Raw genomic sequence first — 22490 nt, forward strand, 5'->3', positions numbered from 1 at the left:
CGGGACGTGCCGTTGCGCGGAGCTTGTGGTTATTCGCTGTCCGGGCGTGTGCGGTTCGGCTTGCGGTCAAAGAAGTCGCGGGCTTCGGCGGCGCCCTGGTCGTCCGCTGGCGCAGGCTCGTCCGGCTGGTCCTCCACCGCGACGTCGGGAACCTCACGTCCGGCGTTCGCGGACCCGGCCGGCACCGGGCCGGCGGCCCCCGTGCCGGCGGAAACGGCGCCGCCGCCGACGGCAGTCTTCCCCTCCACAGGCTGGGTGGAAGACGCAGCCGGAGCACCGCCGTCGTTGGTAGCCTTGCGCGGCCCCGGCACCAGTTCGGCACTGCGGTAGAGCAGTCCGGCGATCACGGCACCGAGCAGCGGGGCTGCCCAGAACAGCCACAGTTCGCCCAGCGGGCTGCCGTCCGCGAAATACACCGCGGCCGTGGAGCGGGCCGGGTTCAGCCCTGCGTTGGAGATCGGGAGCATTACAGCGGTCAGCACGCCAAAGGCAAGCCCTACCGCGTACGGGGCGCTGCGGAGCCGGTCCAGGGACGAGGTGGCGCCCAGGTAGACGGCCACGAGCAGTCCGGTGGCGACGGTTTCGGCCAGGAACACACCCGCCATCGAGAAGCCCAGTTCGCCGCCGCCGGCGTAGCCGTTGGAGATGGACGTGAACACGCCGGCCGACTGGGCGCTGACCGGGTGGCTGCCCATGATCACCCAGAGCACGACGGCGGCCAGCGAGGTGCCGGCCAGTTGCGCCACGACGTAGGGCAGGACCGACTTCCAGGAGGTGCGGCCCGCGAGCGCGCTGCCCAGCGTGATGGCCGGGTTGAAGTGGCCCCCGGAGACATGGCCGAAGGCAAGCATGCCGGCAATTACCGCCAGGCCGAAGCCGAAGGGAACGCCGAAACCGCCCTGCGGATTGAACATGCCGATCCCCAAGGCACCGAAAAAGAGCAGGAACGAGCCGGCCACTTCGGCGCCGATGCGCGCCGAGTAGCTGCGCCCCTCGCCGAGCCGGGGCGGGGCGGCGGGGGCGGCCGGGGCCGGTGACGCCGGGTGGACTGCTGCCATTGATACTGTCCTTCTGCCGGGCCGGCTAGCCGCCGGCGATTCACTCAAAACTACTCCACTCTGGCACTGGGGCCTGTGAAAACGCTGAGTGCTTCCCGGGAAGGATGCCCGGCGAAACGTCCGGTGCCGCGCCTAAGCTGGTAGTCGTGACTAACGATGCCCAGCTCCCCGGTTCCCCCTCCGCCGACGCGCCGGACTTCGCCGGCAGCGCGCCGCCCCCTCCCGGCACCGTCCAGCCCGCGCCCGGCACCGTCCAGCCGCCGCCCGCGACCCAGCCGGAGACGACGGCCCAGGCGGTGCCGGATTTCGCGTCGCGGGTGCGCGGCTGCCTGCTCGGAGGCGCCCTCGGGGACCAGCTCGGGGCCGCCGTGGAATTCGACTCCTTTGACTCGATCGCCGGGCGCTTCGGGGCCGAAGGGCTGCTGGACTTCTCCCAGTTGCCGGAGCCCGGCCACTTCACCGACGACACGCAAATGACGCTCTATACCCTCGACGGGCTGACCGAAGCGCTGGAATGGGCCAATGCCGGTACCTCCGCGGACGAAGCCGCCTGCCTCTGGCTGGCTTATCTGCGCTGGTACGCCACCCAGGAAGGCCGCTTTCCCGACAACGCTCCGGAACCCCAGCCGCGCTGGATCGACGGACAGGAAGTGCTGCACGCGCGCCGCGCCCCCGGCACCGCCTGCCTCTCCGGTCTGGCCACCGGCGAGATGGGAACCCGTGCGCGCCCGGTCAACCCGGACTCGAAGGGCTGCGGCACGGTGATGCGGTCGGCTCCGTTCGGGCTGCTGCCGTTCGTCGACGACCAGACGGTCCAGCGGCTGGCCACGGACGGCTCGGCCCTCACCCACGGCCATCCGACGGCACACCAGAGTGCGGCGGCCTTCGCCACGTTGATCCGGCTGCTGGTGCATGAACAGGCGACCCTGCCGGGCGTCGCCGTGGCCATGCTGGCCCGTACCGAGCAGGACCCGGGTGCCGCGGAGTTGGCCGGGCGGCTGCGGGCCGCCATCGAGTTGTCGGCCCGCGGTCCCGTGGCGCCGGCGGAGCTGACCGCCACGCTGGGCGAAGGCTGGGTGGCCGAGGAGGCCCTGGCCATCGCCCTGTACGCAGTCCTGGCCACGGCGGACAGCACGACGCCGGAGCACCACTTCCGCAGGGCCGTCGCCGCGGCCATCAATCACGACGGCGACAGCGACTCGACCGGCAGCCTCGCCGGGAACCTGCTGGGCGCCCATTACGGCGAAGCGGCGCTGCCCGCCGAATGGCTGGCCGTGCTGGAGGCCGCCGACGTCATCCTCGGCATGGCGGAGCGCTTCCTGGCGCAAACCCAGGGTTGAGCCCGTGACCCACGACCGTACGGCCCCGGCGCTGCCACGCCAGGACGGAAAGACGATCATCGTGACCGGTGCCAGCGCCGGCCTCGGCTACTTCGCCAGCGAACAGCTGGCGGCGGCGGGAGCCACGGTGGTCATGGCGGCCCGTGATGCCGCACGCGCCCGGGCAGCCATGGAAGCCGTCCGCCGCACGGTGCCCGGCGCGGACGTGCACTTGCAGGAGCTGGATCTTGCCAACCTGGCCTCGGTCCGGCAGGCGGCAGAGGAGCTGGCCGGGCTGGGGCGGATCGATGCCCTGCTGGCCAACGCCGGGGTGATCGGTTCCCGGGAGCTGCAGTTCACTGCCGACGGCGTCGAGCTGCAGTTCGGAACCAACCACCTGGGCCACTTCGCACTCGTGGCCAGGCTGATGCCCGCCCTCCGCCGCAGCCGGGGCCGCGTGGTGCACGTCGGCAGCATCAGCCACCGCTGGGTGAGGCCGGACTTCCGCCGCGCGGCTGTGCCGGCCCGGTACTCCAGCCACCGCTCCTATGCGTTGTCCAAACTGGCGGTGATGAGTTTCGGATTCGAGCTGGCGCACCGGCTGGACGCGGTGGGCTCGCCGGTCTCCTCCGTGGTGGCGCATCCCGGTTACGCGCGGAAGTACTTCACGCCCGACCGGCCGGGTTTGAAGCTCTCCCGCCCGGCGGCCGGGTGGCAACGCGTGCTTTTCGGGCTGGTGGCGCAAGGCAAGGACGCCGGAGCCCGGCCGCTGGTGCACGCCGCAGCCGGCGAGGACGTCCGCAACGGCGACTACTGGGGGCCGGACGGACTGTTACAGCTGACCGGACGCCCCGCCGCCGTCCCGCCGCAGCGGCACGCCCGCGAGCGCAACGCCGCCTCCCGGCTGATCGACCTGTCCGAGGAGCTCACCGGGGTAGGTCTCCGGCTTTGACTCCGGTTCGCCGGGCCAGGGGCCAGATGGTCAGGCGCTGTGCGCAGGCCAGCGGCCGCCGATCATCTGCAGGAACTCGCCTTCGGACAGCACCTCGATCTGCTGGCCCTTGCTGTGCAGCTGCAGCACCTTGTGCGCCTTGGCGGTGACCCGGCCGCTCTTGAGGTCGGAGGCGACGAAACCGTCGCCGACGACGAGCACAGTGGTTTTCCGGGTGACGTTGCTGGCAGGCTGTGCTCCCAGCTCCGCCGCGCGGTTCTTCGCCTCCTGGCGGGACAGGCCCAGATTGCCGGTGAAGACCACGGTCTGGCCGTACAGCGGGTGGGAATCGTCGGCGTCGTGGTTGGGCTCGGGGTTGTCCCCCTCGTCCGGCCAGTACGTCCAGGCCGACGACGGCGCCGCTCCCCCGGCCGCACCCAGCGCCTGCCGCCCCAGCGCGGTCCTGGTGGGTTTGGATACCGCTGCGCTGCCGTGGAGGTAGGCCTCCAGCCGCGAGGCGCGCAACTGCATCGCGGTCAGCAGGTCGGGAATGCTGCCGGCCGAATTCCGGCCGGCGATGTCGATCATGATGCCGGCGCAGGCGCGCGCGTCCGCCACGGCGTCGTGGTGGTTGTGCAGCGGCACGCCTGCGGCCTCGGCGACGAACGGCAGGGAATAGGACACCAGCGAATAGCTGCGCCGCGACAGGATGACGGTGCAGGCGTAGTCGTAGGCCGGCCCGGAGAGTTCCGAGACCTCCAGTGCTGATCGGATCACGCCCATGTCGAAGGCGGCGTTGTGGGCCACCAGCACGTCGGAGCCGATGAAGGCCGCCAGGTCGGCGAAGATCTCGCCGAACCGGGGCTTTCCCGCCACCATGCCCGCGGTGATGCCGTGGATCTGGACGTTGCGCCGGTCGAAGTGGTCGAAGCCCTCCGGCGGGCGCATCAGCCAGGACGCTTCCTCGACGATCCGGCCGTCCCGGACCTTGCTCAAGCCCACTGAGCATGGTGAGCCCCTAAAACCGTTTGCCGTCTCGAAATCGATCGCCGTGAAGTCAACTGCCACGCGTTCAACCCTAAGTGACGGCACGGACGGTTCTGCGCCTGCAACACGCGCCGGCGGCGGCCCCGACACGAGCGCCGGGAGCCCCCGTCCTGCTGGCCGGTTGAGTTTGATCAGGGCGTGGCCCGGCGGAGGGTCAGATCACCCACCACGGCGATCGCGGCCCATGTGACCAACATCCCGGCCGCCCGCCAGCGCTTGCAGATGGTGGCGACCCGGAAACCGGCTACGCCCGCCGGTTCCTGATCTTGCGGATCCTGGTGGTGAGCCAGTACAGACCCGAAACAACGACGACGACAATCACGATCTTCTGGAAGACGCCGGCGTATTCCTCCACGATGTGCCAGTTCTCCCCCAAATAGAAGCCGGCGAGCACAAAGATGCTGTTCCAGATCAGGCTCCCGGCTGCGGTCAGTGCGAGGAACTTGCCCATGGGCATGCGTTCGATGCCGGCCGGGATGGAGATCAGGCTGCGGAAGATCGGAATCATGCGACCAAAGAAGACGGCCTTGTAACCGTGGCGGTTGAACCAGGCTTCCACCTTGTCCACGTCTTCCAGGTCGACCAACGGAAGCTTGTCGGCGATGGCGCGCATGCGCCTTCGGCCCAGCCAGGCGCCCAGCCCGTAAAGCACCCACGCGCCGATAATCGAGCCGAGCGTGGTCCAAACGAGCGCCTCGACAAGGCTGAAGCTGCCGCGGCTGGCCGTGAAGCCTGCCAGCGGGAGCACCACCTCACTGGGCAGCGGCGGGAAAAGGTTCTCCAGCGCAATGGCCAGGCCGGCGCCGGGTGCCCCGATCCCTTCCATCAGCGCCACGGCCCACTCGGCCACCCCGGTGAGGGCAGAGGAATCGTCTGCGGACTGGGCAGGGCGGGGACCGGACATCAAGAAAGGGATCAGCATGCTCATCGTGTACAAGTCTGCCTTACCGCGTCCATCAAGACCGAACCGGGCGTCGGGTCTGGACTGTCAAGCACCCGACAAGGGGCAGATCGCTTCCAAGATCCGCAGCGATAAGTCAATTGCCATCAGCGCTGGATGCGGCGAACTGCGCCGACACATAAGTCCGGGGCGTCGACAACGCCGTGCCCGCTCGTGCCCACTCCCCTGCAGCCGCTTTGACGAGGGGCGCGGACCTGGAGGCGCCACTGACAGCAAGTGTGCCTGGTAGTGGTGGCGGGGTGGAGGTGTAGGTGTGTCCGGTGGGGGTGGTGGTTTCGACCGTGTGGTGTGGTCCTTGGAGGGTGCGGGTGGACCAGCCTTCGGCTTCTTTTGACTGGTTGCATTGTTCGCAGAGTCCCTGGCCGTTGGCCATGGTCGTTTTGCCGCCTTGTGACCAGGGCACAATGTGGTCGATGTGCCGGATCGGGGCGTCGCACCAGGGCCTGCCGCAGACGGCGTCGCGGGCGAGGATCATCCGGCGCATCCCGTCGGGGAACTTCCGCGCGGCCGAGTCCATCCCCAGCAGCTGCCCGGTCCCGGGGGCGGTGTAGAGGCGGCGGACCCAGATGTCCTCCACGGTGCCCTGCTTCAAGACTTTGGTGCGTTGGGCCTGCTCGCGGGCTGTCTTCCACCCCGGCTCGGTCCCGGCCGGCGGCGCCTTCTGCCCCATCCCGCCCGGCGGGCTGCAGGCGCCAAAGGGCGGAGGGCTGCAACCGTTTGGTCCTGCCGCAGGTAACCCGCTGTCCTCGCGACCCGCGCCGGCAGCGGTGCGGCCGGGCGGGCTGGCTTCGGTGTTGGCTTCGGGTGTGTGTGCCGTTGCCGGCGGTCGTTGCGGCGACCGGGTGAGGTGGCGGGCGTAGTGGGCCGGGACGATGCCGTACCCGGTCAGCCAGGCCGGTTCGGCCTCGCCCTGGAGCAGGGCGCGGTCGGTCATCACCAGCTGGATTTCCAGCCGGGCCGGGTCGGCGGTGCTGCGGCCGGTGACGCGTTCGAACACGGTGTCGGCCATCATCTGGCCGCGGGAGCGGGGGTCGCCGCTGTTGCGCAGCCGGTCCGCTTCCCGGTGCAGGGCGGCCATGACCGCCACGCCCTGGATTACCGGCAGCAGGGTCCGGACCGAGACCATGGTGTCGGGCTCCGGCCGGGAGGAAACGTGCCGGTCCGCTTCGGCCTTCGCCGCCCGGTCCACCACCGAGCGGGGTTCGAGCCGGTAGGCGAGGCGTTTGGCTTCGGCCCGCAGCGCCCGGTTCCCGAGACCGTGCAGCCGGTCCCGGTTCCCGGCCAGCTCCCGGTCCACGCGGGCGCGGTGCTCCGGGGTCAGGCAAACGGTTTCCTGGGCCAGGATCTCGGCCCGGTATTCGTTCAGGTGCCCCGCGGCCAGGGCGGCCAGGGTGTGCGGCATCTGCCCGACCAGGGTCCGGGACAGGTTCAGCAGGACCGCGGCCCGGTGCCGGGACTCGCGCCGGGCCAACCCGATCTGGGCCGCCACCCCGGCGCCCTGCCGGTCTTTGGGCATCCCGGCGGCGGCACGGCGGGCACGCACGGACTTCTCCAGCGCGACCTGAACCCTGGCCTGCGCCGCCGCGGCGGCAGCCTTCAGCCCCTCCAACGCCGTAAGCTCTTCCACCAACTCCCGGTCCGGCGCATCCAGGCCGATGCCCTGAAGGGCTTCGGCCGCCGCGTGAACGGCGGCAGAACCAACCGGACCCGCGGCCGGTCCGGCGTCCCGCCTCGAACCGCTGCCGGCAGGCGATGCCGCAGCAGACGGACCTGTGGCAGGCGACGCTGCGGCAGACGATGCGCCAGGCATTGCAGCCACAGGCGGTCCTGCGGCGGGAGGTTCGGATACTGCCGGATCAAACATCTCAGCGTCTCAATCTCCAGCATGCGAGCTGCATGGCCTCGACTACGAGCGGTCACGAACCCTGAACGGATCCGCGGACGCCACCGGCAAACCCACGACCCGGCGGCCAACGTTGGTGCTGAACCCCTACTAAAAACAGACTATGCGCCGCCACTGACAGTTTCGGAGGACGCAGCAGCGCCGCCGAAAGCATCAGGCCGCAGGTATTGAGTCGGCGACAAGCCGCCGGTCCAGCGGCGCGGTCAGGGCTTCTGGCCGAGCGCCGCCACTATGTGTGGCAGCAGGGCGCGGAACGCCTGGCCGCGGTGGCTGACGGCGTTCTTTTCCTCCGGCCGAAGTTCGGCACAGCTGCGGTCCATCCCCGCTGGCTGAAGGATGGGATCGTAGCCAAATCCGCCGGAGCCGCGCGGTTCGGCCAGCAGGGTGCCCTCCAGCCGGCCCTCCTCGACGGCTTCGAGACGCGGCGACACAACGCTTGCTGCGCAGACGAACGCGGCGCCGCGATGCTCAGGCGCGATATCGGACAACTGGTTCAAGAGCAGGCGCAGGTTCGCTTCGTCGTCGCCATGTTTTCCGGCCCAGCGGGCCGAGAAGATGCCGGGCGCCCCACCGAGTACGTCAACCGCCAGGCCCGAGTCGTCGGCCACCGCGACCAGTCCGGTGGCCTCGGCGACGGCGCGTGCCTTCAACAGGGAGTTTTCGGCGAAGGTCAATCCGGTTTCGGGTACGTCAGGGACCCCGGCCGTGGCCGCGTCAATCACCTGCGTATCCACGTCCAGCCCCGGTATCTGCCCGCGCAGCAGTTCGCGCAATTCACGCAACTTTCCCTGGTTGCGGGTGGCCAGGACCAGCCGGGGCTTGGTCTCCGGCCCGGCGGCCGGCGCCCCGCCGAGCCCGGTGCCTGCTGCCCCGGTGTCAGCCACGGATGACTTCTCCCAGCGTCTCCGCCAGTGTGTCCCGCTGGATCTGGGCCAGCTGGGCCGTGCCGGCAAGCGCCAGGTCCAGCAGCGCGTCGAGTTCCGCACGGTCGAACGGCGCGCCCTCGGCGGTGCCCTGGACTTCCACGAACTGGCCGGATCCGGTGACCACCACGTTCATGTCCGTTTCCGCGCGAACGTCCTCGACGTAGGGCAGGTCCAGCATCGGCACGCTGTCGATGATGCCGACACTCACGGCGGCGACGGTATCGGTCAGCGGCCGGGCGGAACGGGCGATCAGCTTCTGCTCTTTCGCCCAGTGCAACGCGTCGGCAAGGGCAACGAATGCCCCGGTAATGGCCGCGGTGCGCGTGCCGCCGTCGGCCTGGAGCACGTCGCAGTCCAAGACGATGGTGTTCTCCCCCAGCGCCTTGGTGTCGATCACCGAGCGCAGCGAGCGGCCGATCAGCCGGGAAATTTCATGGGTGCGGCCGCCGATCTTGCCTTTGACGGATTCGCGGTCGGAACGGGTGTTGGTGGCGCGGGGAAGCATCGCGTATTCGGCCGTGACCCAGCCGCGTCCTTCGCCCTTCAACCAACGCGGAACGCCTGCCGTCACCGATGCGGTGCAGAGCACGCGGGTGTTGCCGAACTCGATCAGCGCCGATCCTTCGGCCTGGTTGGACCAGCCGCGCGTGATGCTGATCGGGCGCAACTGTTCGGGTGTCCGGCCGTCGGCTCGGGCGGCGGCAGCGGGCATGGCGGAACCGGGATCAACGTCAATCATGGGTCCACCCTATCGGCTCGCAGCGGCCGCAGCCGCTCACGGCGGCCTCAGCCGCTCACACGACGTAGCTCACACCGGCTACCGCCACGGCCAGGTCGCCGACGTAAGTCTCGCGGGCCTCGTTGACGGTCCGCACCGAGTCGTTCCAGACGGGCAGGTGGGTCAGCAGGAGCCGCCGGACCTGGGCCTCGGTGGCGGCGGCGCCGGCCCGCTTTCCGGTGAGGTGCACGCCGTCGACGCCGTCGTCGCGGCCTTCGTGGAAGGCGGCCTCGCACAGGAACATGTCCGCGCCGAAGGCCGCCTCGACCAGTTCGGGACAGCTGTCGGTGTCACCCGAGTAGGCGAGCACCCGCGTGACCGGCCCCTCGGGGGTGGGCTCCGTAGCCTCGACCCGGATGGCGTAGGCCTCCTCGACCGGGTGCCGCACGGGATAGGGGGTGATGGTGAACGGGCCCAGCTTCACAGGCTCCCGTTCCGCCCAGAGGTGGAAATCGAACTCCTCTTTCATGCCGGGATCCAGCTCCAGCCCGTAGGCAGTGGCCATGCGGTCCGCCGTGGCCGCCGGCCCCCACACGGGGATGCGCCCCTTGGTCCAGCCGTCGGGATTCCAGCGCACCGCCACGTGCAGGCCGCACAGGTCCATGCAGTGGTCCGGGTGCAGGTGGCTCAGGAAGACGGCGTCAATGTCCTCCAACGCCATGTAGCGCTGGGCGGTGCCCAGGGCACCGTTGCCCAGGTCCAGCAGGATGCGCCAGGTCCGCTCGCCGTCGTCGGCACTGACCAGATAGCACGACGCCGGGGACAGCGGCCCGGGAAACGAGCCGCTGCAGCCGACGATGGTCAGGTTCATGCCCGGTCCCCCAGGTTGTACTGCCCCGACGCACCGGCAAACGGCGAAATTTTCGGGCCCGCCTGCCCCTCGGCGCGTGCGGCGGCAACCATCTCGGGGGTGATCCTGGCCATGCTGCCGGTGGGATAGTGCGCGGCCACGTGGTCCACATGCTCCACGGCGATGACCTCCGGCCCCAGGAACCGTCGCGCCAGCACCTCGAAGGACGCGGCGTCACCGGTGGCAACAAAGTGGTGCTGGCCCGGCGTCCCTTCCGGGCGCAGCAGATCGTGGGAAACCAGCGACCGGTACACGTCCTTGGCCGTCTCTTCCGCGCTCGAAACCAGCGTCACGCCGTCGCCCATGACATAGGAGATCACGCCGGTCAGCAGCGGATAGTGCGTACAGCCGAGCACCAGCGTGTCCACGTCGGCACGCCTGAGCGGGTCCAGGTACTCCTCGGCGGTGGCCAACAAGTCCTGGCCCGCGGTGACGCCGGCTTCCACATATTCCACGAAGCGGGGACAGGCCACGGAGGTCACGTCGAGGTGCGGTGCGGCGGCGAAGGTGTCCTCGTAGGCGCGGGAACCGACGGTGGCCGACGTGCCGATCACGCCGATCCTGCCGCTCCGCGTGGAGGCGACGGCGCGGCGGACGGCCGGCTGGATCACCTCGATCACCGGAATGCCGTAGCGGGCGGTGTATCGCTCCCGGGCGTCGCGCAGGACGGCGGCGGAAGCGGAGTTGCAGGCGATCACGAGGAGCTTCACGCCGGCGTCCACCAGTTCATCCATCACGCCCAGCGCATTCGCCCGCACCTCGGCAATCGGCAGCGGACCGTAGGGGCCGTTGGCGGTGTCGCCAACGTACAAGATGGACTCGTTGGGCAGTTGGTCTATCACTGCGCGGGCCACGGTCAGCCCGCCCACCCCGGAATCAAAGATGCCGATCGGAGCTGCGGGTTGGATCAACATCGGGATGTCACTGCCTTCCGGGCTCATATTTCTCTAGAGGATAAGGCGTCGGCGTGTGCTTGGGCGAACTTCAGCCCCGCTTCTGTTAGCCATCTCACAGTGCATTCCCGACGACGGCGGCCTCCGCCAGGCTGCGGCAGGGCCTGGGTCCGCGGAGTCCGCGGCTCCCTCCGAAGCGGGCGCCGCCGGGGTGCCCGCCTCGGGTTCGAGGGAAACCCCGCGGCCCGTCCACGGGGTCCCCCGCCGGGGCCCCGCCTCGGGTCCAGGCAGCTAGAGACGCGCCGCGGCGTAGCTCAGCGGTGCCCGCCTGACGGGTGCCCCAGCCCGTCCAGCAGGGCCTGCATCAGGGTCTCCTGGAGCCAGGTCATGAAGTTGTAGACCAACGCCAGGTAGGTTTCCAGGTCCTCGGCCTGGGACCAGTCGTCGATCTCATGCAGGGCCTGGGCGTCCTCGTCGGTGCGGATCTCCAGCCGCTCGGCCAGCACCAGGCGAACGTCGTTGACGGCACGGGCGAACAGCCGGGCCTGCTCGTCGGTCAGGTGCAGCGGCGTCTGTTCGAGCAGCAGCGCGCTGGCGCGCAACGCCCCGAGCTTGTCCTCCCGCAGCGTGCGTTCGGTGAGTTTGCGGAACTCCAGCGCCTCGCCGTCGTCGTGCTCCACCGCATCCGGCAGCAGCCGCAGCAGCGCAGGGTCCCGGGGTTTGGCTGCATCCATGTCCAAGCCCACCATCGCGGCCAGGGGATCCTCGTCCTGCCGGTCAACCTCCAGCATGGCGATGACGTCCCCGAACAGCTTCCGGATCAGGTCCCGCTCGGCGGGCTCCAGGTACCCGGTGATTCCCTTGCGCGTGTGCTTGAATGCCTTGGCCATCTACGCCTGGTCCGCCTTCTGGTACGTGGCCCACAGGCCAAACGAATGCATCGCCACGGTGTCCCGCTCGGCCTGCTCGCGGCTGCCCGTCGCCACCACCGACTTGCCCTGCTGGTGCACCTCGAGCATCAGCTTGCGGGCTTTGGTTTCCGAATAGCCGAAGTAGCTCTGGAAGACATAGCTGACGTAGCTCATCAGGTTGACCGGATCGTTCCACACGATGACGACCCACGGGGTGTCCTTGGCCGTAAGTTCGGCGGATTCCGTCCGGCGGGACGTCTCGATATCCGCGTCCAGCACGGTTGTGCAGGAGGGAAGGATGCTCACGGTCATGGCTTCCATTGTAGGCAGGGCGTGCCAAGAGAGCCCGACGGCGGCGCGGATCTACCCAGACGGCGAAACAGGATTAGAGTCGTGGATGTGAACAATGCAGCAGGCTGGACGCATCCCAGCACCTCCCTGTACACCGACCATTACGAGCTGACCATGCTCCAGGCCGCCCTGCATTCCGGCGCGGCCCACCGGCGTTCGGTCTTCGAGGCGTTCGCCCGGCGGCTGCCGGAAGGACGCCGGTACGGCGTGGTGGCCGGAACCGGCCGGATTTTGGAGGGCCTGGAACACTTCACGTTCTCCGAGGACCAGCTGGATTTCCTGGCCCGCACGAACGTGGTGGACGCGCGCACCATCGACTGGCTGGCCGATTTCCGTTTCTCCGGCGACATCTACGGCTATGCCGAGGGCGAGGCCTACTTCCCGTATTCGCCGATCCTGGTGGTGGAGTCGAGCTTTGCCGAAGCGTGCGTCCTGGAGACCTTCGTCTTGTCCGTGCTGAACCACGACAGCGCCATCGCCTCGGCGGCCTCGCGGATGACCGGCGCGGCCGGCAGCCGGCCCTGCATCGAGATGGGGTCCCGGCGCACGCACGAGGAGTCGGCCGTGGCTGCCGCCCGGGCCGCGGTGATCGGCGGCTTCTCCAGCACCTCCAACCTCGAAGCCGGCTACCGATACGGCGTCAAGACGGTGGGAACCGCCGCCCATTCCTTCACCCTGCTGCATGACACCGAGCAGCAGGCCTTCGAGGCGCAGCTGGCGTCGCTGGGTGTCGGTACCACCCTGCTGGCGGACACGTACGACGTCGAAACCGCAGTCCGCACTGCCGTTGACCTCGCGGGGCCGGAGCTGGGTGGCGTGCGGCTGGATTCCGGCGACCTGATCGCCCAGGCCCAGTGGGTGCGCCAGTTGCTGGACGACCTGGGCAACCACCACACCCGCATCACCGTCACCTCGGACCTGGACGAATACGCGATCGCCGCCCTGGCCTCGGCTCCGGTGGACTCCTACGGCGTCGGCACCGCGCTGGTCACCGGTTCCGGCGCGCCCACCGCCAGCATGGTCTACAAACTGGTCAGCCGCGAGGGCAGCAACGGCGAGCAGGTGTCGGTGGCGAAGGCATCGAAGAACAAGATTTCCGTGGGCGGACGCAAATACGCGCTGCGCCGACTGGACGAGCACGGGGCCGCGACGGCCGAGGTTGTCGGCATCGGCCACCGGCCCCTCGACGACGGCAACGACCGGCCGCTGCTGCAGCAGTTCGTCACCAACGGCAAGCTGGCGGACGGCTGGACCGGCGCCGAGGGCGTCCGCCGCGCCGCTGAACGCCACACCGCTTCCATGGCCGAGCTGCCCGGCGCCGTGAACCGGCTGCAGCGCGGCGAGGCCGCCATTCCCACCGAATTCGAGGAGCAGCCATGACACGCGCACTGATCATCGTCGACGTCCAGAACGACTTCTGCGAGGGAGGTGCCCTGGCCGTCGACGGCGGAGCGAAAACCGCCGCCGACATCAGCGAGCACCTGGAGACCCGGCCGGATGAATACGACGTCGTGGTCGCGACGCAGGACTGGCACGTGGATCCGGGCGGCCATTTCTCCGAAGCGCCGGACTTCGTGGACAGCTGGCCGCGGCACTGCGTCGCCGGGACGCGCGGGGCCGACCTGCACCCGGACCTGGACACCGAACGGATCGACGCCTACTTCCGCAAGGGCCAGTACGACGCCGGCTACTCCGGCTTCGACGGCCTGCTGGCACCGGCGGACGAGGTGGCCACCGGCGAACGCGAGGGCGACGAGGAGGAAGAAGTCACCGAGATGCCCAGCCTGGACGACTGGCTGCAGGAGCACGGGGTGGACGAGGTGGTGGTGGCCGGGCTGGCAACCGACTATTGCGTCCGCCAGACCGCCCTCGATGCCGTCCAGGCCGGGTACGCCACCGCCGTGAACCTGGCGCTGTCGGCGGGAATCAACGCCGGACGCGTCGAGAAGACCCTGGCCGAGTTCAGCGACTACGGCATCGACGTCATCGAGTAGCCGGATCGCGCGGGATTCTGCCGGGAGTCCCCCTGCGAGGTCACCGTCCGCACCCCTGACCTCATCGCGAGGTCAGGGTCGGGCTGCGAGATCACCGTTTATACGCCCTGACTTCGCAGCCATCCCCCGACCTCGGCTCCAGGCCGGGCGGGACGCTGCGCCGTCACTGGCGTCGGGCTGCCCCACGGCCATGCGGGCCCCCGACCGAAACCCGCGTCGACCACGACCGGCGGCCAGGCCTGCCCGCAGCCGGCTACTTCCGGCCGATGAACCAGTCCTGGAGCTTCTTCAGGCGCTTGTTCAGCTGCTCCTCGTTGGCCTGGGCCACCGGCGGGCCGCCGCAGACCCGGCGCAGTTCGGAGTGGACCACCCCGTGCGGCATGCCGGAGCGCGCCGACCAGGCGGAAACGTTCTTGGCCAGCTGGTTGCGCAGTTCGGTCAGCTGCCGGTGGTCGACCACGGCCGGGGCCGGCTCGGGATCCGCGGCTCCGCCGGAACGCTTGCGCTTGCGCGACTGCTGTTCCTGCTGGCGCTGGCGCAGCAGCATGCCCACCTGCTCCGCGTCCAGCAGCCCCGGGATGCCCAAAAAGTCCAGTTCCTCTTCGCTGCCGAGCTCTCCCCCGGTACCGAACTCGGCGCCGTCGAACAGCACCCGGTCGAAGGACGCCTGGGAGTCCAGCGCTTCGAACTTCTGCTTGGTCAGCTCGTCCGAGGCCTTCTCTTCCCGGTTGGCCTGCTCCATCAGGGCCTCTTCGGGAATGAAGCCCTCGTCGTTGTCCTTGTCCGGCCGGTCCAGCGCGTGGTCGCGTTCCAGCTCCATCTGGTTCGCCAGTTCCATCAGGTTCGGCACCGACGGAAGGAACACCGACGCCGTCTCGCCGCGCTTCCGGGCGCGCACGAAGCGGCCCACCGCCTGCGCGAAGAACAGCGGGGTGGCCGTCGAGGTGGCATACACGCCGACCGACAGCCGGGGCACGTCCACGCCTTCGGAGACCATGCGGACGGCGACCATCCAGCGGCTGTCGCCGGCCGAAAAGGCCTCGATCTTTTCGGAGGCACCGGCGTCGTCCGAAAGGATGACGGTGGGCGATTCCCCGGTGATCTTCTTCAGCTGGCCGGCGTAGGCCCGCGCGTCCTCGTGGTCGGTGGCGATCACCAGCCCGCCGGCGTCGGGCACCGCCCGGCGGACCTCGGTCAGCCGCTTGTCGGCCGCCGCCAGCACCGACGGGATCCACTGCCCCTGCGGGTTCAGCGCCGTGCGCCAGGCCTGCGCCGTGATGTCCTTGGTGACGGCGGCCTCGCCGAGCGACGCCGCGTACTCGTCCCCCGAGCTGGTGCGCCAGCGCATCTGCCCGGAGTACGCCATGAACATGACCGGGCGCACCACGTGGTCGCGCAGGGCGCTGCCGTAGCCGTAGGTGTAGTCGGCCCGCGAGCGGCGGATGCCGTCCCTGTCCTCGGCGTACTCCACGAACGGGATCGCCGCCGTGTCCGAGCGGAACGGGGTGCCGGTCAGCGCCAGGCGCCGGGCCGCGGGTTCGAAGGCCTCGCGGATGCCGTCGCCCCAGCTGAGGGCGTCACCACCGTGGTGGATCTCGTCGAGGATCACCAGCGTCTTGGCGGCCTCGGTCTTGGCCCGGTGCAACAGCGGCTTCATGGCCACCTGCGCGTAGGTGACGGCGACGCCGATGAAATCGCGGCCGTGCGAACCGTCCGAGTTCTTGAAGTTCGGATCGATGGCCAGCCCCACGCGCGCCGCGGCGTCCGCCCACTGGCGCTTGAGGTGGTCGGTCGGGGCGACGACGGTGATCCGGTTGACGATCCCCCGGTCCACCAGTTCGGTGGCCACGCGCAGCGCGAAGGTGGTCTTGCCCGCGCCGGGGGTAGCCACGGCCAGGAAGTCCTGCGGGGCCATCTCGAAGTACTTCTGCAGGGCCTCCGCCTGCCACTGGCGCAGTTTGGGGGCGGTGCCCCAGGCGGCCCGTTCCGGGTAAGCCGGCGGCAGCACCGGACCGGCGCCGAATAGTGTGTCGTTGCTCACTTGCTGGCCTCCTCCCGTTGTTCCTGTCCGTTTTCAGTCCGTTCCGCGCTGCGCCAGCCGGTGGCGATCCCGCCCGCCGCCACCACGGCCAGCACCAGCCAGATCACCACGTAGACGCCGACCGTGCCCGGGTTGTCCGGGTCCCGCAGCAGCGCGAACAATGCGCCCGCCCCGGCGGTACCCACCACGCCGCCCAGCTGATCGGCCAGCTGCAGCGACGCGGAGTTCCGTCCGCGCTCCTGGGGTGCGGACAGCTTCAGCACCATCACCGACGTGGTGGACAACGCCATGCCCATCGAGAACCCGGCCAGCGCCCAGACGACGATGAGCGCCCCGAGCGGCACCGACGGTGCGGACACCAGTGCCATCAGCCCCATGCAGGCGGTCAGGATGCCGGATCCGATCACCAGCAGCCGGTGCCGCGCGGCCTCAACGCGTGCCTGCAGCCAGGAGCCGATGCTCCAGCCGACCGCACCGGCCGTCAGGGCCAGGCCCGCGGTCGCCGGCGAGACGCCGTGCGCCGCCACCAGCATCAGCGGGATGAACGCCTCGGCGCCGAAAAACGCCAGGTTGATCAGTCCGCGGGTGGCGATAACGCTGGGCAGCCCGCGGCGCAGCCGCAGGGTGCCCGGCGGCATCAGCCTGGGCAGGGCCACCAGCGCCAGCACCACACCGCCGGCCGCCAGCACGTACAACAGCACCAGCTTCCCGGCGGGCCCGCCGGCGACCGCTTCGAACAAGGCCCATTGGGCCAGGAACACGCCGCCGGCCAGCATCAGGCCCCGCATCGCCTGCAGCCGCCCGCCGCGCTTGTCGGTGGTCGGGTTCTCCGGGGCTCCCACGCTGCCGGTCTGCGGCCAGATGACCAGCACGGCCAGCAGGAAGATCGGCGCCACGCCGTAGAACACCAGGCGCCAGGAAAGGTACTGGGCGACGACGCCGGCGGCCAGCGGCCCCACCAGCGACGGCACCACCCAGGCCGCGGCCAGCCAGCCGAAGACCACCGGCTGCAGCCGCTGCGGATAGACCTGCCCGATGATCACGTAGACCGCCACGATCGCGAAGCCGCCGCCCAGCCCGGCCACGGCCCGGCCCGCGGTGAAGATCCAGAATTGCCCGGCCACCCCGGACAGGACGAGGCCGGCGACCATCAGCACCAGCCCTGCGGCGAGCGCCGGGCGCGGGCCCTTCGCGTCGCACCAGACCCCTGCCACCACGCTGGCCAGCAGCGAAGCGGTCAGGAACATGGAGAATGCCAGCCCGTAGGCGGACTTGCCCTCCAGGTCGGCCGCCACCACCGGCATCGCCGTCGCCACCGCCACCGCCTCGAACGCCGCCAGCGTGATCACCGTCAGCAGGCCGATGGTCAGCGGCCGGTAGGCAGCCGACATGGCGCCGGGCGCGCGGACGGCAGTGGATTCGGGCATCAAGGAACCAGGGCTAGCTTTCTTTGCAGGCAGGGGTCAGCGCGGCGGGCACCGGACGCGCCCGCGCGTGTGGAGGGGGGAACGGTTGCTACTTCTTCTTACCGGAATCGTCGCCGCCGGGGCGCAGGCCCTCGTAGATGGCCTTGCAGTCCGGGCATACCGGGAACTTGTTCGGGTCGCGGCCGGGCACCCACACCTTGCCGCACAGGGCGATCACCGGTTCGCCGGACAGCGCCGACTCCATGATCTTTTCCTTGCGGACGTAGTGCGCAAAGCGTTCGCGGTCACCGGGCTCAAGCTCTTCGCGGAGTTCTTCACGCTCGATCGTCGCGGTGGACCCGCCCGGGGTCTGCGGCGCGCGGGGGTCGTTTTCGAAAGGATCCGGAGGAAGACTCATGCCACCCATCTTAACCCCTGAAACAGGAACGACGACGGCGGAGCCCGGCTCCCCCGTCGTCGTCGCCCGCCGCCGCGGCCGCGTTTGTGTGCTATTTGTTTTTGGCCACGGCCTGGAGGAGTTCCGGCGTCCGGCGGTCATACCAGCGGCCGCCCAGCTCGATGCCGACCACCAGCAGGACCGCGCCGAGCACGAGGCCGACAGCCAGCGCCAACCAGCCCCACAGCGCGTCGCCGGTGAAGACACCGATCAACGCCAGCACCAGCTCCGGCAGCGAGAGCAGCACCAGCACGCCGAGGCCGCCGAGCTGGACCACCATCATCCGGGCGGTGGACCCGGGCGGGGTCTTGAACGGGCTCTCGCCCGGCAGCGGCACGTTGTAGGTGTAGCGGGCCGAGACCAGGCTGGACAGGCCCAGGCCGGTCAGCAGCACGCCGAGGGCGACGCCGGATACGGGCGGCAACAGGTGCCACCCGCCGATGAAAACGAACGGCAGCACGGTCAGCACGGCGGTGGCCGGCAGCGCGATCACCGCGCAGGCCGCGGCCCGGCCGATCCGGTCCGCCCGCCCGCTCACGCCGGTGGTGACGTGCAGCGCGAACGCCGTGTTGTCGTAGGCGATGTCCGCGGCGATGCCGAAGGACAGCAGGAAGGCAATCATCGGGCCCAGCCACAGCATGAAGGTGAAGTCGCCGGTTTGCGCGAGGCCGAAGAAGACCGCCACCGGAATCAGCGGAATGGACACCAACGACGCCCCGTACCGGGGATCCTTGAACCAGTAGATGAGCGCGCGCGCCGCCACGGCCCCGGCCGGGGTGCCGGGCATCCGGGAGAACCAGCCCAGCCGGCCGCCCGCTTTCCGGGACACGGCGTTGTACGGCGGCGTGACCAGCGCACGGGCCAGGCTGAGCTTCCAGAGCCAGGCCAGCACGGCCAGGAAGGCTACCGCGATGAGCAGCCGGGCCCCGGCCGCGCCCCAGTTGCCCAGGGCCAGGTCGCCGGGCACGGCCCAGACCGCGCCCAGCGGCGACCACGCCAGGCCCTCCGTCAGCGCCGGCAGGAAGTCCTGTGAGCTGCGGAAACCTTCAACGATGCCGACCATGATCGGTCCCAGCAGCACCAGCGGGATGATGCCGATGACGCCGCTGAGGTCCTTGAACCGGCGCGAGCTGGCCAGCGTCGTGGACGCCGACGTCGTCACGCGGGAGAGCACCACGCACGTCAGCGTTGCGACCAGGGCGCACAGGACGGCGGACACGAGCGCCGCCGGGTGCTGCCACCACGCGGCCGCGTGCCCGAGCGCGGCGACCAGCGTCACCACGCCCGGGATGCCGACCAGACCGCCGATGGCGAGCCCGAGCAGCAGTTGGCGCATGGGCACGGCGTAGGTCACGAACCGAGCCGGGTCCAGCGTCATGTCCACGCCGGTGGCCATCATCGGGATCAGCGCCCAGCCCAGGAAGGCCGCGGAGCCGCCCAGCACCACCACCATGCGCGCCATGTCCGGCTCCGTATGGCTGAGGAAGAACAGCCCGGAAATCAGCAGGCTCAGCATGCCGATCGCGTACAGGCCGCCAAGGATCACGCCTACCAGTTGCCACGGGCTGCGTTTGAAGCCGTTGCGCAGCAGCGCCAGCTTCAGCCTTACGAGGTGCGCAACCACTCGAGCCCCTCCGCCTGGGTCCGCCCGCCGACCAGCTGCACGAAGCGCTCTTCGAGGCTCGCACCGGCGCGGACTTCGTCCACGGTGCCCGCGGCCAGCACGTTGCCGCCGGCGATCACTGCCACGTGGTCGCACATGCGCTGGACCAGGTCCATGACGTGGCTGGAGACGATCACTGTGCCCCCGGAGCCCACGTAGTCGTGCAGGATGTCGCGGATGTTCGCCGCGGAGACCGGGTCTACTGCCTCGAACGGTTCGTCCAGCACCAGCAGCTTCGGCGCATGGATCAGGGCGGTGGCCAGGGCGACCTTCTTCGTCATGCCGGCGGAATAGTCCACCACCAGGGTGCCCGCGTCGTCGGCCAGGTCCATGGCCCGCAGCAGATCCGGTACGCGCGCGGCCACGGTCTCCCGGTCCATGCCCCGCAACAGCCCGGCATAGGTGACCAGCTGCTCGCCGGTCAGCCGGTCGAACAGCCGGACGCCGTCGGGCAGCACGCCCATCAGCCGCTTGGCCTTCAGCGGCTCGGCCCAGACGTCAACGCCGTGTACCCACACCTGGCCGTAGTCCGGCCGCAGCAGCCCGGTGGCCATCGATAGCGAGGTGGTCTTGCCGGCCCCATTCGGCCCCACCAAACCGTAAAAGGACCCGGCGGGCACGTCCAGGTTAACGCCGTTGACGGCGATCTTGTCGCCGAACCGCTTGGCCAGGCCGCGCACCGCCAGGGCGGGAACGGGAGCCTGGGCGGGTGCGGCAGCCGGCGCCTGGGCGGGTGCGGCAGCCAGGTCCGGGGCGCCATGGGGCGGGGCCCCGTGCGGGGCGCCGCCGGCCGGTACCGGTACCGCGCCGTTGTTCTGCTCGTCCGGCTGCTGGACCGGAGGTTGTGATGGGTGCGAAGTCATGTGTCCACGCTAACAACCGGGAGTTCACCGGCACCTGATCCGCAAGGACTAATATTTCTCCGTCACGGCGGCACGCTCGTACTGCGGCGCCCAGTCCAGGTCGTGGCCCAGTTCGACGGCGGCGCGCTGCCACCAGTGCGGGTCCCGCAGCGCCGCCCGGGCGAGCAGTACCGCGTCCGCCGAGCCCTCCGTGATGATGGAGTCGGCCTGCGCGGCCGTGGTGATGAGTCCGACGGCGCCGGTCGGGATGCCGGCCTGGCGCCGGATGGCGGCCGCGAAGGGCACCTGGTACCCCGGCTGCAGCGGGATTTTCGCCCCGTGCACCGCGCCGCCGCTGGAGACATCGACCAGGTCCACTCCGCGGGCTGCCGCCTGTTCCACCACGTCGGCCACTGCCTCCGGCTCCAGCCCTCCGTCCGACCAGTCGGAGGCGGAGACGCGGAGCAGCAGGGGCATGGCGTCCGGGATGACGCCGCGGACAGCCTCCACCACCTCCAGCAGCAGCCGGGCACGCTTGGCCGCCGTACCGCCCCAGCCGTCGGTCCGGGTATTCACCAGCGGCGAGAGGAACTGGTGCAGCAGGTAGCCGTGGGCGGCGTGGATCTCGATGGTGTCGAAGCCGGCCCAAACGGCACGGACCGCCGCGTCGCGGAAGTCCGCGATGACCTGCCGGATGCCGGCCTCGTCCAGGGCGTCCGGCGCCGCATAGCGTCCAAAGGCCTCAGCCGTGGGGCCCACGGTCCGCCACCCGCCTGCAGCAGGCGGCACGGATCCGGATTCCGGGGCGAAGGGCGCGTAGGTCGACGCCTTGCGCCCGGCATGGGCCAGCTGGATCCCGATCTTGGTGTCCGCCGAGCCGTAGCGGTGCACGAACTCCGTGATCCTGCCCCACGCCTGGGCCTGCTCGTCGGTCCAGATGCCGGTGTCCTCGGGACTGATCCGGCCGGCGGCGTTGACCGCGGTCGCCTCGGTGAGGATCAGCGCGGCCCCGCCGGCAGCGAACTGGCCCAGATGCATCAGGTGCCAGTCGTTCGGCGTTCCGGGTGCATCCTCGCGCCGCACCGAGTACTGGCACATCGGCGCCACCCACCCACGGTGCCTGAGCTGCAACCCGCGCAGCCTCAGCGGCTCGAAGAGGCCGCCGGCCACAGCCTCCGCCATTTAGAAGAGCGCCCTGGCCAAGGCCTGGCGTGCCTTGGAAACCCGCGGGTCGGTGGCTCCCACCACGTCGAAGAGCTCCACGAGGCGTGCCCGGGCGGCCTCCCGTTCATCCCCGGCATGGCGGCTGATGAACCCCACCAGGCGGGCGAAGGCGTCCTCCACATGGCCGCCCGAAACGTCCAGGTCGGCGACGGCCAGCTGGGCCTGCAGGTCGTCGGGCCGGTCGGCGGCAGCGGCGCGCAGCGCGGCCGCATCGGCCCCCTGCAGCCGCTGCAGCAACTGGACCTGGTACAGGCCGGTGCGGGCCTCGTCGTCTGCCGGCTGTTCGGCCAGGGCCTTCTGGTACGCCGCGGCGGCGCGATCAAAGTCGCCGGCCTCGATGGCATCGAAGGCTTCCTGGTGCAGCGGCGGCAGCGGCTTCTCCTCCTCGGCCGGAGCTTCCCCGGCACCGGGGGCCGTGCCGGTCACGCCGTTGGCCTGGGCCACCTTGAGCAGCTCATTGACGAACTGCCGCAGCTCGTCGGCCGTGGCCGCACCCTGGAACAGCGGGATCGGCTGCCCCTTCAGGAGCGCGACGGCGGCGGGCACGCTCTGCAGCTGGAAGGCCTGTGCGATGCCGGGACTGGCATCGACGTCAACCCGGGCCAGCACAAAGCGGCCGGCGAACTCGTTCGCCACCTCCGCCATGGCGGAGGCCAGCTGCTGCGCCATATCGCTCCACGACGCGGTCAGTTCCACGATCACGGGGACCTGGGCGGACAACTGGACGAGCGCCTGGAAGCTCTGCTCGTTGACCTCGACGATGTAGCCCGGTGCTTCGCCTTCGCCCGCTGCCGGCGCCCCGGCGGCCGGGGCCGGCATGCCTCCTGCCGGCGGCTGCGGCTTTTTCAGCGCGGACAGGTCGACGGCGCCGCGGAGGCTGACGGAAGACGGCGCGGGGCCCTGTCCTGGAGTTGGAGTGGTCATGACATCACACT

21 protein-coding genes are annotated in these 22490 nt (G+C 70.2%); 4 read left to right on the forward strand and 17 right to left on the reverse strand.

Annotated elements, in window-relative coordinates; all coding sequences use genetic code 11:
- Positions 1-29 precede the first annotated feature (29 nt).
- Entirely contained in the window at positions 30-1058 is a 1029-nt protein-coding gene (locus AC5RVS_RS14040) for an MIP/aquaporin family protein (RefSeq protein ID WP_494108602.1), read from the reverse strand.
- Between the two features lie 296 nt (positions 1059-1354).
- On the opposite strand from AC5RVS_RS14040, the gene AC5RVS_RS14045 reads away from it, so the two are divergent.
- Together AC5RVS_RS14045 and AC5RVS_RS14050 are read left to right on the forward strand one after the other, a co-directional pair.
- Positions 1355-2398, forward strand: coding sequence for an ADP-ribosylglycohydrolase family protein (locus AC5RVS_RS14045; RefSeq protein WP_493989307.1), 1044 nt, complete (start codon positions 1355-1357; stop codon positions 2396-2398).
- 4 nt (positions 2399-2402) lie between these two features.
- A complete protein-coding gene (locus tag AC5RVS_RS14050) occupies positions 2403-3329 on the forward strand; it encodes an SDR family NAD(P)-dependent oxidoreductase (RefSeq protein ID WP_494108603.1) in 927 nt (308 codons plus the stop codon).
- Positions 3330-3359: 30 nt separating this feature from the next.
- Here the strand turns inward: AC5RVS_RS14050 and AC5RVS_RS14055 are convergent, their stop codons facing one another.
- The 9 genes from AC5RVS_RS14055 to clpS all read right to left on the reverse strand — a co-directional run bounded on the left by AC5RVS_RS14055 (position 3360) and on the right by clpS (position 11889).
- Positions 3360-4376, reverse strand: a complete 1017-nt coding sequence (locus AC5RVS_RS14055; RefSeq protein ID WP_494108604.1) for a 3'-5' exonuclease — start codon at positions 4374-4376, stop codon at positions 3360-3362.
- 223 nt (positions 4377-4599) lie between these two features.
- Positions 4600-5277, reverse strand: a complete 678-nt coding sequence (locus tag AC5RVS_RS14060) for a DedA family protein (protein WP_494108691.1) — start codon at positions 5275-5277, stop codon at positions 4600-4602.
- A 115-nt stretch (positions 5278-5392) separates the two neighbouring features.
- A complete protein-coding gene (locus AC5RVS_RS14065; RefSeq protein ID WP_494108692.1) occupies positions 5393-7126 on the reverse strand; it encodes an HNH endonuclease in 1734 nt (577 codons plus the stop codon).
- A 296-nt stretch (positions 7127-7422) separates the two neighbouring features.
- Complete coding sequence (rdgB, locus tag AC5RVS_RS14070; protein WP_493989306.1) at positions 7423-8031, reverse strand: RdgB/HAM1 family non-canonical purine NTP pyrophosphatase; 609 nt, start codon at positions 8029-8031, stop codon at positions 7423-7425.
- Positions 8032-8095: 64 nt separating this feature from the next.
- A complete protein-coding gene (gene rph, locus AC5RVS_RS14075; RefSeq protein ID WP_493989273.1) occupies positions 8096-8884 on the reverse strand; it encodes a ribonuclease PH in 789 nt (262 codons plus the stop codon).
- A gap of 55 nt (positions 8885-8939) precedes the next feature.
- The gene (locus tag AC5RVS_RS14080; RefSeq protein WP_493989272.1) at positions 8940-9734 is read right to left on the reverse strand and encodes an MBL fold metallo-hydrolase; all 795 of its coding nucleotides are present in this window, start codon (positions 9732-9734) and stop codon (positions 8940-8942) included.
- Positions 9731-10687 (reverse strand): glutamate racemase, encoded by a 957-nt coding sequence (gene murI / locus AC5RVS_RS14085; RefSeq protein WP_494108605.1) that lies wholly within the window; start codon positions 10685-10687, stop codon positions 9731-9733. The genes AC5RVS_RS14080 and murI overlap by 4 nt, the downstream gene beginning before the upstream one ends.
- Before the next feature lie 293 nt (positions 10688-10980).
- Complete coding sequence (locus tag AC5RVS_RS14090) at positions 10981-11556, reverse strand: DUF2017 domain-containing protein (RefSeq protein WP_493989270.1); 576 nt, start codon at positions 11554-11556, stop codon at positions 10981-10983.
- A complete protein-coding gene (clpS, locus tag AC5RVS_RS14095) occupies positions 11557-11889 on the reverse strand; it encodes an ATP-dependent Clp protease adapter ClpS (RefSeq protein ID WP_493989269.1) in 333 nt (110 codons plus the stop codon). It abuts the gene before it with no gap.
- A gap of 87 nt (positions 11890-11976) precedes the next feature.
- On the opposite strand from clpS, the gene AC5RVS_RS14100 reads away from it, so the two are divergent.
- On the forward strand, positions 11977-13308 hold the full coding sequence (locus AC5RVS_RS14100; protein WP_493989268.1) for a nicotinate phosphoribosyltransferase: 1332 nt from the start codon (positions 11977-11979) through the stop codon (positions 13306-13308).
- Positions 13305-13922: an isochorismatase family protein gene (locus tag AC5RVS_RS14105; RefSeq protein ID WP_494108606.1), complete on the forward strand. Its 618-nt coding sequence runs from the start codon at positions 13305-13307 to the stop codon at positions 13920-13922. The genes AC5RVS_RS14100 and AC5RVS_RS14105 overlap by 4 nt, the downstream gene beginning before the upstream one ends.
- 253 nt (positions 13923-14175) lie before the next feature.
- On the opposite strand, the gene AC5RVS_RS14110 is transcribed toward AC5RVS_RS14105, so the two are convergent.
- The 7 genes from AC5RVS_RS14110 to AC5RVS_RS14140 all read right to left on the reverse strand — a co-directional run bounded on the left by AC5RVS_RS14110 (position 14176) and on the right by AC5RVS_RS14140 (position 22479).
- Complete coding sequence (locus AC5RVS_RS14110) at positions 14176-15963, reverse strand: DEAD/DEAH box helicase (RefSeq protein ID WP_494108607.1); 1788 nt, start codon at positions 15961-15963, stop codon at positions 14176-14178.
- Complete coding sequence (locus tag AC5RVS_RS14115; protein ID WP_494108608.1) at positions 15960-17390, reverse strand: MFS transporter; 1431 nt, start codon at positions 17388-17390, stop codon at positions 15960-15962. The genes AC5RVS_RS14110 and AC5RVS_RS14115 overlap by 4 nt, the downstream gene beginning before the upstream one ends.
- 88 nt (positions 17391-17478) lie before the next feature.
- Positions 17479-17787, reverse strand: a complete 309-nt coding sequence (locus tag AC5RVS_RS14120; protein ID WP_493979734.1) for a DUF3039 domain-containing protein — start codon at positions 17785-17787, stop codon at positions 17479-17481.
- A 91-nt stretch (positions 17788-17878) separates the two neighbouring features.
- Entirely contained in the window at positions 17879-19450 is a 1572-nt protein-coding gene (locus AC5RVS_RS14125) for a transporter (protein WP_494108609.1), read from the reverse strand.
- Positions 19432-20352, reverse strand: coding sequence for an ABC transporter ATP-binding protein (locus AC5RVS_RS14130; RefSeq protein ID WP_494108610.1), 921 nt, complete (start codon positions 20350-20352; stop codon positions 19432-19434). Before AC5RVS_RS14130 ends, AC5RVS_RS14125 begins: the two co-directional genes overlap by 19 nt.
- 48 nt (positions 20353-20400) lie before the next feature.
- Entirely contained in the window at positions 20401-21513 is a 1113-nt protein-coding gene (locus tag AC5RVS_RS14135; protein WP_494108611.1) for an NADH:flavin oxidoreductase/NADH oxidase, read from the reverse strand.
- Positions 21514-22479 (reverse strand): tetratricopeptide repeat protein, encoded by a 966-nt coding sequence (locus AC5RVS_RS14140; RefSeq protein WP_494108612.1) that lies wholly within the window; start codon positions 22477-22479, stop codon positions 21514-21516. It abuts the gene before it with no gap.
- Positions 22480-22490 lie beyond the last annotated feature (11 nt).

The organism is Arthrobacter sp. Y3221048, assembly GCF_059092685.1.